Annotated in this window: 10 protein-coding genes; 6 read left to right on the top strand and 4 right to left on the bottom strand. The window is 57.7% G+C overall.

What is annotated here, in order from left to right; genetic code table 11:
- Positions 1–43: 43 nt before the first annotated feature.
- Positions 44–730, top strand: coding sequence for a hypothetical protein (locus tag Q4G32_RS03470; RefSeq protein WP_303349257.1), 687 nt, complete (start codon positions 44–46; stop codon positions 728–730).
- Between the two features lie 54 nt (positions 731–784).
- On the opposite strand, the gene Q4G32_RS03465 is transcribed toward Q4G32_RS03470, so the two are convergent.
- From Q4G32_RS03465 to Q4G32_RS03455, 3 genes are all read right to left on the bottom strand, one after another.
- On the bottom strand, positions 785–1,447 hold the full coding sequence (locus Q4G32_RS03465) for a hypothetical protein (protein ID WP_303349256.1): 663 nt from the start codon (positions 1,445–1,447) through the stop codon (positions 785–787).
- Between the two features lie 190 nt (positions 1,448–1,637).
- On the bottom strand, positions 1,638–2,891 hold the full coding sequence (locus Q4G32_RS03460) for a sensor histidine kinase (RefSeq protein WP_303349255.1): 1,254 nt from the start codon (positions 2,889–2,891) through the stop codon (positions 1,638–1,640).
- A gap of 91 nt (positions 2,892–2,982) precedes the next feature.
- Positions 2,983–3,192, bottom strand: a complete 210-nt coding sequence (locus Q4G32_RS03455; RefSeq protein WP_303349254.1) for a hypothetical protein — start codon at positions 3,190–3,192, stop codon at positions 2,983–2,985.
- Between the two features lie 267 nt (positions 3,193–3,459).
- Here Q4G32_RS03455 and Q4G32_RS03450 point away from each other — a divergent pair, with 267 nt between their 5' ends.
- From Q4G32_RS03450 to Q4G32_RS03430, 5 genes are all read left to right on the top strand, one after another.
- Positions 3,460–4,119: a response regulator gene (locus Q4G32_RS03450; RefSeq protein ID WP_303349253.1), complete on the top strand. Its 660-nt coding sequence runs from the start codon at positions 3,460–3,462 to the stop codon at positions 4,117–4,119.
- A gap of 88 nt (positions 4,120–4,207) precedes the next feature.
- The gene (wecB, locus tag Q4G32_RS03445) at positions 4,208–5,413 is read left to right on the top strand and encodes a non-hydrolyzing UDP-N-acetylglucosamine 2-epimerase (RefSeq protein ID WP_303349252.1); all 1,206 of its coding nucleotides are present in this window, start codon (positions 4,208–4,210) and stop codon (positions 5,411–5,413) included.
- 165 nt (positions 5,414–5,578) lie between these two features.
- Positions 5,579–8,317: a hypothetical protein gene (locus Q4G32_RS03440; RefSeq protein WP_303349251.1), complete on the top strand. Its 2,739-nt coding sequence runs from the start codon at positions 5,579–5,581 to the stop codon at positions 8,315–8,317.
- A 79-nt stretch (positions 8,318–8,396) separates the two neighbouring features.
- Complete coding sequence (locus Q4G32_RS03435) at positions 8,397–11,192, top strand: hypothetical protein (protein ID WP_303349250.1); 2,796 nt, start codon at positions 8,397–8,399, stop codon at positions 11,190–11,192.
- Positions 11,189–12,199: a polysaccharide pyruvyl transferase family protein gene (locus Q4G32_RS03430; RefSeq protein WP_303349249.1), complete on the top strand. Its 1,011-nt coding sequence runs from the start codon at positions 11,189–11,191 to the stop codon at positions 12,197–12,199. The genes Q4G32_RS03435 and Q4G32_RS03430 overlap by 4 nt, the downstream gene beginning before the upstream one ends.
- A gap of 30 nt (positions 12,200–12,229) precedes the next feature.
- Here Q4G32_RS03430 and Q4G32_RS03425 read toward each other — a convergent pair whose 3' ends face one another.
- Positions 12,230–13,282 carry a glycosyltransferase gene (locus tag Q4G32_RS03425; RefSeq protein ID WP_303349248.1) on the bottom strand — a complete coding sequence of 351 codons (1,053 nt, stop codon included), beginning with the start codon at positions 13,280–13,282 and terminating at the stop codon, positions 12,230–12,232.
- Positions 13,283–13,389 lie beyond the last annotated feature (107 nt).

Genomic DNA, 13,389 nt, shown 5'->3' with positions numbered 1-13,389 from the left:
CTACCCCACACCGACGCGCCAGCCCCCAACTACACCCTCATCTGTGAAGAGCCGGCAAACCCAAGCAGCCATGCTCTACCTGATCGAAGCCGCTACTGAGCTGGTTGCTTGGGACAATGGACATCACGGGGCACTTCCCACGGTGTCTTTGGATTATCGCCCCACCCAGCCGGGCCGCTACTGGCTGGAGATTTCTGCCCTGGACACCAGGCCCGGTTGGGTTCGTCTGGTGGCCCCGGTGTCTCAAGAACACCGTGAAGAAGTCCGCAAGCTCTTGCGCTGGGTTGCCGAAATACTCTCCATCAGCGTGCAGCTTGTGCCTCCCATCACATTGGCCGAGGACATTCGGATCAGCTCTGTGGGCGATGCAGATGGCTTTGCCACTCTGGTGCTCAACAATTCACGCACCTACCGCGTTCCCGCGTTCATGCACGGGATGTTTGACGATCGACCTGACTTGGTGCAAGCAGTGACCAGCATGATGCAATGCTTGCTCCTGCCGGGGCTACGCTCCGTGGTGATTGTCCGCGATCCTCTGGACCCTGAGCTTCGCCAGGAAGAGGTGATCACCTTGACCCCGGAGTTCCATCAACGAGTGCTACGCGAGTCCTATGACTCATTGGCGGCCAAAGTGGTTTTTGTAGAGGCTCCCTTGACCGCGGTTTTGACCCAGCACAAGCGGCGTCAAATGTTTGACCCGGGGATTTCCGGGCTCCAGCGGCCTCAGTAGTGTGCTGCCCTGGCTCCGTGAGTTGCCCGTGAGTCAGGAGCGGACTGTCTGGCGTTACCGCAAGCGTTTTCCCGCTTGAAACTCCACCAAGGTATCTGTGGCTGGGATGACACATTCTGAGCGGAGCTCCGGAGAGTGTGGATCGGAACCCACCACAATGGCTCCCACACCATCCTCGCTCAAGGCAGCCAAGAACTCACGCAAATGGGCCTGCATGTGAGGCATGGTCAGGGAATCTGCCACCTCCGTGGGTACCCGCAGGAGCTGGTCATCCACGGGAGAAGCCAAGTCCGTCAAACCGTTGTGGGTGGTGCATCGGTGGATACCGCCAGCTTCCAACGCAAAAGTGGCAGCCCTGGCCAGGAGCAAAGTGCTCTGCAGAGCACGCTGGGCCCGGGTGGAATCAGCAGCGGCGCGTGGGCGGCGCCGTGAGTTCAATAACGCACGCCGCTGACCCAATGTTGTGTTCACGTGCTGCTCGGCAATGAAGGTCACAGTTCCGTCCTGGCTCTCCGTAAAGGAGATGTACAGCTGGGAATGCTGCGGCATGCGGGAATCATGGGTGGGCTCTGCGCGCAGGTAGAAGTCGTTGGCCAGATCTTTGATGGCTGCGTAGGTGCGCCGCAGAATATCGCGGTTCAACAGAAGGTTTTGGCCCTTGGCGTCCTGAACCTTGAAGCGCAGGGCGGAATCTCCTGCGGCAGGGTCGCGCTTCATGGCGTCATCACCTCAAACGAAACATCAGCGCGGAACACCCACACTACGGCGGCTGCTGGATCAAAAGTCGCCGCGCGGATTGCGGCTCTTCCCTGAGACTACCGCGTAGTAATTTAACGTGGGCAATTATTTCCGTTCGAGTCGGCAGCCCGCTTGCGTTGTGTACCAAAGCCAGCGTCGCTGTCTTACGTCACCGAAGATCAATCTCCTGCAGTGGCAATCGCGCACGAACCACCCAGCGGCCGTCATCGGGACCGGTGGTGAGTTCTCCTCCAAAGACGGAAACGCGTTCACGGAGGCCCAGCAGACCGAATCCTCCTGTGGTCAACACGGCTTCCGGCGTCACTGATTCCCGACGACGCGCATGGGCCAGTTGGTTGGTCACTTCAACTTCTGCGCGGCCACCTGACTGGTCGCGGACGCCGCTGACCGCATCCTTGGGCACCACGATCTCCACGCGCACGTGCACCGGGCCTCCCGGTGAAGCGTGACGAACAATGTTGGCGCATGCTTCCTGTACCACACGTTGACATGTACTGCGCACCGAGGTGGTCACGTACTCCCACCCCGGCCCCTCTTGGACGTGAATGTCCCGGAAGCCGGAGTCTTTGAGACTCTGCACGCTGTGCTGCAGCACGGCAGACATGGTGGGCGTGGGAGGTGTGAGCCCGCCTGAACTGGGACGGGCGGATGAATCCCCTACCGGCTGCGCGCGGGTTGCTGAAATCCCCACGGGCTCTTCCCGCAAGATGTTCACCAGCCGTCTGAGGTCAGCAATGGTGCCGCTGGCGCTGTCAGCAATGTCTTGGAGTGCAATGCGCTGGAATCCTGGCTCCTGGGAGAGCAAGCCTGCATTGGCCCGCAAGGCGGTGGCGGTGACGTCATGAGCCACCAGGTCATGCAACTCACGGGCCAGGTCTTGCCGCTCAGCGGCACGCACCATCCCTGCTTCATGCTCCAAACGGGTGATGGTTCTGGCAGCCAGCAAGCTGCGGCAGCGGAAAAAACGAATGGTGAAGCCTAGAACTGCGGCCAAACACACCAGGATGATGAGGGCAAAAACTTCTGACCAGGTGTTGGGTTCGGGGACAAAAATCCCAAACGTGACGGCTGCCAGGACTTGCGCACCCACCACCGTGATGCCCACTCCCCACCGCAGCCACATGGCCAGAATCAAGGTGCACATGACTCCGGGGACAAAAACCGCGAACACCGATTCGGTGAGCAGTGCGGTCGCGTAGGCAAAGGCTAGGGTCACGGCACCTAAACGCGGCCCCACCAGTGTGCCGAGTAGCGGGAGGTAGGAAGCTCCTGCCAGGGCCAAAACCTCCATCCCCGTGGGATCAAGAGCGTGGGACTCAGGCCGAGCAGTTTGGAAAAACCGAAGCACGTCGAAAAGTGCGATTGCGGCTACGACAATGCCCGCACCGATGCGGACGATCATCGGTACAGGTAAGGGGTCCGTGACCCTCAACTCCGGCCATCGGTCGGAATTGTTGAGCCACGGACCCAGAGTTGAAAATCTCGGCTTCACGTTACCTAGAGCAGCGCCCGTAGTACTGACACAGCAAGCTCACGAAGACTGCGGGTTCAGCCTTGACGGCTTGGCTGTGTGTGACGGATTGGCTGCCCCCAGCTGTCACAGATGGTGCGATGGCGGCGGTGGCCAGTCCCCCGCTGACCAACATGGCGCCGGCCAATGCTGCCGCACTGGCGGCCTTACGGGTTCGTGTGAAGAATGACATGTCTACTCCTAATGGAACCGGTGGGTTGGTGATGCGGATTGCCACGGTGCCGTTGTTGCAAGTCAGCACACATCCACACTGTCCAGGATATTCTGATTTCACGAATTTCACCCGCTGACCAGGCAATGTGACCGGAGTGGGGACAAATTGGCAGGTGGAAACGGTGGCAGATTGGGCCACCTGCGGTTTCTCGGTATGGCCTACCGTGCGGGAAACTGACTGACCACTCGCCGGAGACTTCCCAACCAGAGGAGCGCATCCGTAGACATGATGACCCGTGGCAACTACCGCGTGCTGATTGCAGATGACGAGGCTGTGGTGAGAGAAACGCTGTCCGTCTACGTGGGTAGCGCCGGTGACATGGAAGTGGTGGGTACTGCTGCTGATGGCCGTTCTGCGGTGCAGATGGCGAGTAATCTGCGCCCGGACATAGTGTTGATGGACATTCAAATGCCCCGGGTGGACGGGGTGGAGGCCACAGCTGAATTGCTACGGGCTTTACCTGCCACCCGGGTGGTCATGATCACCACGTTCACCACTGCGGACGCCGTCGTACCTGCCTTGCGCGCCGGAGCGCTCGGGTACGTTCTGAAATCAGACCCTCCGGAGCGAATTCTGACCACCGTTCGTCGAGCGTTGACTGGGCGTACAGAACTGTCTCCCAAGGCCCTGGATGCGGTTGTGGGGCATTTGAGGGACGGGGATCGGCGCAGTGATCTGCCACCGGCCGTCACCTTGACATCCCGTGAAGCAGAAGTCTTGCGGCATCTGGCCACAGGCTGCAGCAACAGGGAGGTAGCTGACGTGATGGGGATTACGGAGAAATCCGTCAAGTTGCACGTGACTCACTTGGTCAGCAAGTTTGGGGTGCGGGATCGGCTGCAGCTGGTGATTGCCGCGCACAAAGCCGGGCTGGTGGAACTGTGACACACCAAGCTGCGGCAGACCTATGCAACGTAATTGACGCCATTCGGTCATGGAGCGGCTACCTCCCGTATGCTGTCCCCAGTTTCCCATGTCCACCAAACAGCTGGCCTTCACAGCGGGAAGAGTTGCCATGACCCGAACCATCATGCCGATCTACGGGACACGTCCCGAGGCCATCAAAATGGCCCCAATCGTCAAGGCCCTCCAGGCATCATCCAACTTTGACTGCGTGGTCACGGTCACTGGCCAGCACCGGGAAATGTTGGATCAAGTCAATGAGATCTTTGACATCACACCCGATCATGACCTCAACATCATCCAGCCACGCCAAACCCTGAACGGTGTGCTCACCCGTACGGTGCAGGGACTGGATGCGATCTTTGAAGAATCTGCGCCGGATGCTGTGATTGTCCAGGGTGACACCACCACGTCAACGGCCGGTGCCATTGCGGCGTTCTACCGTGGTATCCCCGTGATCCACGCTGAGGCCGGTCTGCGTTCTTTCAACTTGCTCTCTCCGTTCCCGGAGGAAGCCAACCGGAAATTGACCTCACAGATCACCAGTCTGCACCTGGCCCCCACGGACATTTCCAAGCGGAACTTGCTGGCTGAAGCCATCAACGGTGATGACATTGTGGTCACCGGTAATACCGTGATTGATGCGCTTCACCACACCGTGGCCAGAGCACTGCCCTTCTCCGATCCGGAATTGGAAGAGATTGCTCAGCGCAGCGGCAAGACCCTGCTGGTCACCACTCACCGGCGGGAAAACCAAGGTGAAGCCATGCGTGGTGTTGGGCGGGCTCTAGCCCGCATTGCACAAGCAGAGCCCGATCTGACCATTGTGCTCCCCGCCCACCGCAATCCCGTGGTTCGTGAGGCTGTTCTGCCGGCCATCGAAGGCCTGACCAATGTTCACGTCACTGAACCCATGGCCTATGGCGAATTCACCCGCATGCTGTCCGTGGCTGACATTGTGCTCACGGATTCCGGTGGTGTGCAGGAAGAAGCTCCCTCCCTGGGTAAACCCGTTTTGGTCATGCGCGAGAACACGGAGCGCCCGGAAGCCGTCACCGCCGGTACCGTCAAGCTGATCGGCACCGACGAAGAGCGCATTGTGGAAGAAGTCAACACACTGCTGCACAACCACGCGATCTACGACGCCATGGCAAACGCCGTGAATCCTTACGGTGACGGCAAAGCTGCCGAACGCACCGTAGCTGCCATTGAACAGATGTTTGAGATGGGTCAGCGGATCGCGGACTTTGATCCAGGTCTTGAGACCGCTCACTGAACGGTTGGCCACACCACGGCTCCGCCCGCCCTTGTGAGGCGCGCGGGTCACTCGGTCCTCATCCTCCAAAGGACACACCCATTGGTTGCACTCCACCCCTACCCGCGTGGCCTGCTGATTTCCAGGGCTGACCATGCTGTCCAGGCACCTGCTGGATGGCATCAGATGAATCTTGGGTCCAGCGGGTGGGTGTTCGCGCACGATCCTCTGCTCACTCCGTTCTGGGCAGGCGACGACGACGGCCGTTGGGTTCTGGCCCATGGACTGCTGCTCTACAGCGGCCAGGACACCCGTGAGCTGAACCCGGCCCAGCGATTGCTGGATGCCTGGCAACAGTCCCAGACTGCCTTTCTGGACGCGTTGGATGACTACGGGGGCCGTCACCTTGTGCTCCAAGGTGATGGTGAGACCGTTGCGCTGTATCAAGATGCCACGGGCATGCGCACCATCTACGTGTCCGAAGGCGCTGCACTGGTTTCCAGCCATGCCAATCTCATTCACGATGTGGCGCCACACAGGGAACGAACTCTTGCCGAGGGTCGAGCTGGCTTCATGACCGCCTGGGGGCGTTCGCCATGGGTGGGTATTGAGGCCCTGCTACCCAACCACAGTTTGACTCTGGGGTCCTGGACCATAGAGAGATTTTTCCCGCGCGCGGAGAACCGTTATGAGCATTTGAGCGTGGCCGATCGCGTTTCCCTGTTTCAGCGCAAATGGGACCGGATGATGCTGGATCTCACCAACCAGAATGCCGACCTGATCATGTCTCTGACTGGAGGCTGGGACAGCCGGACGAGTATGGCGTTGAGCCGTGCGCATTTGGACCGGATTCAAATGTTCACCTACACCTCGCGGACTCCGGGTGATGATCTGCGTAAGGGGATGATCGCGCGTGATGAAGCCGTGGTGGACAAGCTCCTGGAACACATACCAGCGGCAGGACACACCTACTTTCACATTGAAGACCGCCATGAAAAGCTCCCACCCGGCCAGCAGGCTCTGGTAGATGCCAACTCGGTGGGTAATCATTTCAAATGGCTGTTGCCGCATTACATGCGCAGCTTCCCCGGCGACAAGGTGATCCACATCCGTGGCAACGCAAGTGCTGTGGGAAAGAGCTCTTGGACAGACTTGAAGTCGGTCAACTCGCAGGAAAACCTGCAGAAGTATTACTTACGGCGAACCAAGAAGGACGCCGGCCACATGCCGCTGAACCAGCGCATTCAAGAGTTTACTGACGGGTATCAGCGCTGGGGGTACCATCAAAATTTGTATGGATTTCATCGGCGTGATCTGTACTACTGGGAAATTCGACTGGGGCGCTGGTCCGCCGAAATCTGCAATGAAACAGACGTGGCTTTCGAGACCTGTGCGGCCATGAACGTTCGTTCCTTGTTGGAAATGACGCTGTCATTTCCAATTGAACAGCGTAAAGAATCTTTCCTTTTTGCAGAGTTGATTAATCAAGTGTTTCCCATCTTGAACTTTGTGGGTTTCAACGATGAACGCAACCTGTATGAGATCGTTCGGGACTCTGCTGTTTCCTCTCAGCCGAGTATCCCCGAACCAGCCACCTCACCCGATGCTCCGACCCCCGCCCACCGATCAGAAACCATGGCAGGACCGTCGCTGGAACCCGAACTTGAGGTGCGGCATCACGGTGCAGTCGTCGAGCGGCTGCCAGCCTTGACCGATCAGGTGCATCTACCAATTGCGCACTTCAGGAGTGGGCAATTGGTGAGCCGAGCGTTCACACCCATGGCCGCATCGGGAACGTTGAAATTCACAGTTGTCAGTCGTTACGGCCATGAACGCGGGGGTGGCAACTGGCGGTATCAGGTGTGGGTCAACAACCGCATGCTGGCCTCCTGGGACGGGGGGATCTCCAAGGCCCCGGTACATGTGAGTGTGGATGGGTTGGAGCCTGGTGACGTTGTGGAAGTTGTCGGCTGCCCACTGCGTGACCATGAGCGTGAGTCCTGGGAGCGGGCCAGCCGCATCTGGTTGCAGGAGGTCGCCTTTGAACCAGCGGCTGCGCTGCGAAGCGTGACAGTGACAGCGGATGCACCTGGTGCATTGCTCCGTCGGAGCTTGCAAGACACCTACTTCCATGTAGGTGACCTGACAGCCCTGTCAATAGATGATTTCGCCGTCGATGTACCCACGCGCCTGGAAGTTGATCTGGGCACTGATGTGCTGCCTCTGTTGGTGGTCCGCCGAGCTGGAAACCGCGCCGTGGCCATGTTTGATGGTCCCGTGGACACCAGCACCACCATGGGCGCGCCCGCATTTCAACGAAGCAGCTGGTGGCCAAAGATCAATATCCACCAGATCCATGTTGCCGACCCGGCCTCAACAGGCCCCCGCGCTCTGCGAACATCATGGGGACAATTGCAGCCGGAACAATCAGCCATCCCTTCCGCAGTTCGAGCAATCAAAGCTGTGGCAGAAATCTTGGGGGCTGGTCAGGCGGATGATCGAACCTATTTTGGATCATCTTCCGGTGGATTCTGGGCCTGGAATGCGGCGATTCTGGATGCTGGATCACGGGCGGTGGTCAGCAATCCACAGACCGACTGGACCAGGTGGTCCTCCGCATCCAGCGCCGATCTGCTCGCACAGAGGTTCGCGGGTCAATCCTTGGAGGGATTTCGCCACAGCCACCCGGGCAGATGCGATGTGTTGGAGGCTTGGCGCATGATGCACCACCCCACTCGGGTGGATTACTGGGTGAACACAGCAACTCCCTATGAGGCCCAGGTGGAGTTGCCCCGCGTCAACTCCTTCAAAGCCCAGCACCCGGAGCTTGCAGCCAATCTGTACATCCATGAATACTGCCATGAGAAGGCCATCCATTCGCCGCTGGACCAACGCAGCACCATAGCGGCCATCTTGGCTGATTGACGCGTGAAAACCGATCCAGTCAGAGAGCCAAAGATGGCGCAGCGTCAGCCTTGCAACGCACTGAAGAGGAAGGATCTACGTGCCCATAGCGCAGCCATACAGCCGCGGATTCATTGTGCACACCGGAACGGTTGACCTGGAGCTACCCCAAGGCTGGTCCAGTGAGACTTTGGTTCCTGGCAAGTGGGTCTACAGCTATGATCCTTCCGAACCGATCAATGTGAGCACATCGGGTCATGGAACGTGGGTATTGGTCCACGGACTATGCCTGTACGCGGGATCTGATCCTCGCTCCGTGGTGCCTGCTCAGCGGCTCTTGGAGGCGCGGCTGGAATCTGTCGATCGCTTCCTGGATGAGCTCGACGTCATGGGCGGTCGGTACGTCGTGTTGGTTGGTGACGGTGAACAGACTGAGCTCTACCAGGATGCCATGGGCATGAGGTCTGTGTATTTTTCCCCGTCGACGTCTTTGGTGAGCAGCCACGTCCACCTCATCAACGATCTGGCACCGCACGATGCGCGATCTGATGATCAAGGGGCCAACAACACCGCAGCGGCATGGAGCCGTACTCCCTTTTTGGGTCTGGAAGCCCTGCTGCCCAACCACAGTCTGCTCCTGGACACTTGGGAGGTTCACCGTTTTTTCCCCCGACAGGCAAACCCCTATGGCGAACTTTCAGTGCAGCAGCGGACCACAGCCGTGCGCAACATGTGGAACCGTCAGATGGATCAGCTGACGGCTCAGCGCAACAGCAGACTCGTCTTGTCCCTTACTGGCGGCGCAGACAGCCGTACAAGTTTGGCTCTGAGTTGGCCCTATCACCAGCAAATAGAGACGTTTACGTACACCACGCGGAGCGTGAGAGATTCAAAATTCCTGAAGTCTTATGCTCGGGACAAAGCAATTGTTGACAAACTACTTGATCTCCTACCGGAAACCAAGCATTCCTACTTTTTCATCGAAGACAAAGGGGAAACTCTTGACAATGAGTTGAGCAGCGTTGTTGCCAAGAACACCACTGTCAACCACGGAGCCTGGCTCTTGCCGCATTACGTTCGAGAATTCGGTGGTGCCAATTACGTCCATTTACGGGGGTTTGGTTGTGAGGTTGGGCGCGCCTACTGGGGCGTCACAAAGGACAACGACAACTTGGACTCCCTTCAAGCTCTGTTCTTGCGTCGAATGGAGCGGGTCAGATCGTCCGAGCCCGAAGCTGAGCGACTGGCTTACTTTGAAGATGGTGTGAAGCGCTGGCAGTACGATGGCGATCTTCACGGCTATCACAAGCGTGACCTTTATTACTGGGAAATGCGGATGGGGCGCTGGGGTTCGGAGGTCATGAATGAAACTGATATAGCCTTCCAGACGCTGGTGGGCTTCAATGTCAGACGCATCCTGGACATAAGTTTGTCTTTCCCTTTGGGTGACCGTAAAGACGGGTTCTTTTATTCTGAATTAATAAACGCAGCACATCCCATCTTGAATTTCCTGGGAAAGAACGACGTGCGGAACCTCTATGAGATCACCAGAGATGACCGTCGAAAGGGCCAACTCCCAGACACACCTGCCGTACCTGCAGTGGACTTGGAGCCACATCTCTTTGTGCGGCATGGTGAACACCCATTGCAGACTCTGGACCAAGACGGGGACCAGCTGCGGATCCCGAAACGCTGGTTCCAGACCGGCGTGGTAGCTGGCCGACGATTCACACCCTTGCGCCGCCCCGGCGATTTGAGTTTCACGGTGACTTCAAGGTACGGCCATCCCACAGCGCGTGACTACTGGCGGATGCAGGTTTATGTCAATGGGCGTTTGCGCGCCTCCTGGGACGGTGGCGGGTCCAAGCTGCCCGTGCATGTGAGCGCAACGGACTTACAAGCTGGCGATGTTGTGGAAGTGAGTGCCATCGCCTTGACCGATCAATCACTCAATGAGACGTGGTCCAAAGCGAGCCGCGCTCACATTGAAAATGTGCAATTCCACGCCAAGGCAGCAACCGGCCCATCGGATGTGGGTGTAGACCATCCGACCACCACCAAGCCCTATTACGGACGCTTTCCTCGGATGCGACCGCATGACATGGCTGGGCTCCAGACAACCGATTTTCCGTGTGATGTGGCCACGCGAGTGGACATTGACCTGGAGGAAACGGTGGTTCCGCTCCTGGTGGTTCGCCGCCAGGACTCCCAGAAGGTTCTCACCTTATTCAACGGAGCTGTGGACTTGGTACGTTCGCAAGGGGCGCCGATATTTCAAAGATCCTCCTGGTGGGAGGACATCCCGTGTTCTCAGATCTATGTGGCGGATCCCGGGAGCATCGGGGAAGGTGCACTCAGCTTGTCATGGGGGCAGGTGTCCAATGATCTGAGCTCGATCCCACCGGCAGCCCTAGCGCTCAAGTTGCTCGCTGGAGCACTGGGTGTGTATGGCTCGGAAAACAGGGTTTATTTTGGTTCGTCCGCCGGTGGCTTCTGGGCATGGTCCTCCGCGGTCCTGGACCACGGTTCTACGGCGGTGGTCAACAATGCACAAATTGATTGGACACGTTGGATGGCTGCCGCTGTCAACGAACTTCGGAATCGCAGATTTGAGGGAAAGTTGCCGGCGGATCTTCGCCAGCAACATCCCTACAGAACCAGTGTCCTCAGACTGTGGCAAGCACAGGGATATCCCACCGCTGTGACGTATTGGGTGAATGTTTCCTCCGGCCACGATCGGGTCGTGGACCTACCCCAGGTGGAGGAGTTCGCCAGAGAAAACCCTGACCTCACGGCCAATCTGCAGATTCGTAGATATGAAGATGAGTCCAGCGGCCACAACCCCATGAGTCGTTCCGACACATTAAAAGCTATCCACGAAGGAATCCAAGAATGAGCTTTAAGCTAGGCCTAGTGGGTTTTTTCGGATGGGGTAACTACGGCGACGAACTCATGCGCAGCGTGTGGGAGAACCAGCTGCCCGTCAATGCACAGGTGGTGCACGATCGTCTCGATAAACCCTACTTCTCTCGCCCTAGCGTGGAAATGGCAGCTGAATATGATGCCTTTGTGATCGGTGGAGGGGATCTTATTATGCCCCGTGCAGTGTCTACGCTGTACTGGAACCGTTCATGGCTGGGCAAGCCCTGTTTGGTCTCCGGGGTTGGAGTAGCCCTTGAAGACACTTTCACACGTCCAGATGTTCCCAAGCGGATCGGGAGATTCTTGAGCGATCAAAACGTTTTACGGATCAGTGCCAGGGACACGGAGTCGGCGAATTGGATTCGTTCCTGTACTTCCCATGCCACCATTCAGGTGTGCCCTGATCTTGGGTTCGGGATGCCTCTGGAACAGTCTTGGCTATCGCAGTCCGGGGATTCTGTCTCGGGATCGAGTGCAGTTGTTGCAATCGTGATTCGCAAACACCTGGGCGATGACATTTCAGCGGCCGTGGATCGTGTCCTGCGCTGGGCGCAGCAGCGTGGATCGCGCGTCGAATTTCTGATTGCCGCAACAGGTCTGGAAGCCAATCTCGAATTGGAGGTCATTCGTGATCGGTGGCCCGGTGTACCTGTTCGGGCAGAGCACACCATCCAAGCTGTGACAGCCGCGTTCGGCGATTATGCGGTGGTGGCATCTGCCAAGTTCCATGTTTCTTTGATGTGCATGAGGCTGGGAATCCCCAATCTCACTCTGCGAGCCACTCATAAAATTCAGCAATTATCCCATCAGCTTCAGGACCCCGGAACCCGCAATGTTGTAAATTCCGATCATAGTTCTGCGGACATCGAAAGCCTGGCCATGCGCCCGGTTCCTGCAGACAAAATTCATGAGCTGGAAATTGGTGCCCAATCCGAAATTGCTTCCGTCCGCAGGTGCCTTGAAGATGTTGCCGCAAACTGAGCTGAAACCCAGTTGCGACCGCGCAGCCAGTCACAGTTGACGCAAGCCCAATTGCTGACGCAGATTGTATGCAAAATCTGTGCTGATCCTTGCGGGGTCCAGATGTGCTATTGCTTCTAGGACACGGGACTGTGATGTTTTCCGTGCCATGTCCCCTAGTGCTTCAAGTTGACGCCCATATTCATCTTGCATGGCATCGGCATTGAGGAACAGTGATGTCTCTGCCGGTAGGGTGCTTCGCAACACTGAAGTGTCCGTGGCTAGGACGGGAAGCCCAAAGCTCTGATAGAGCAAAGCTGCCCCGCTGTTGAGCGACCGTGTGTAAGTCACCAGTCCAGCATCAGCAGCGCGCAAGAAATATTGTGCTTTGCTGCCGGGGATCTTGGTGGGTTCAATCAACACTCGTTCATCAAGTAAGGCATCCTCCACAAAACGTTGAACCGCGGGGTGGGCATCTGGCGCACCTGCCACCAACAGGCGGTAGCGTCGGGTTGAATCCCGGTCCACCAGGCTGCGGAATCCTGCCAAGGTTCGCTGTAGGCCCTTGTATTCTTTCAATGCGCCGAAGACCAAAAACACGGTTTCATCGTTGTCAATGCCTAGTACGGAGCGTGCTTCAGCGCGTGAGGTGACATCCTCGTATGCGCCTCGGTAGTGCGGATGAGGAGCAACCACCACCTTGTCAGAGTCTATATTCGTGTACTCTGACAGAGCCTCCGTGGTGGAGGCTGCCATGGTGTGAATGGCATCCGACCGGTCCGCTATTCCCTGCTGCAATGCCAGCTCGGCATCCAGATGCGCGGCATCATGTGGGTAGACGTTATGCGCGGTCCACACCAAGTGTCCGCCCTTCGCTTTGAACTGATCAATACGGCCTAAGATGCCTTGAACTTTACTGGCGGCACGTTGGGCATTCGCTTCGCCTGCCAGCACCCAATTGACCCAGTGAAGGTGCAAGGTGATGGAACTGGTCCGTGACTTGTGTAGCAGCAAGTCACGGAACTCAAAGGATTTCAACAGCGGTGCAACGGCGAACCCATGGTCGCCAAAGCTGCGATAGAGCAATGCCTGGTATGGATTCATCCTGGCCACTGAGGTATACGCCAGAAGATCCGGTCTACCGCTCTCATGGTCGGCTGCCCGGATTGCCTGGTGTACTTCAAGGTAGGGGCTGGCTTCGCTGGCTTGAA

Source organism: Kocuria sp. (assembly GCF_030538595.1).
Classification (GTDB): Bacteria; Actinomycetota; Actinomycetes; order Actinomycetales; family Micrococcaceae; genus Kocuria.
The sequence above is the reverse complement of the archived record's forward strand: the minus strand, read 5'-3'. Positions and strand labels throughout refer to the sequence as shown.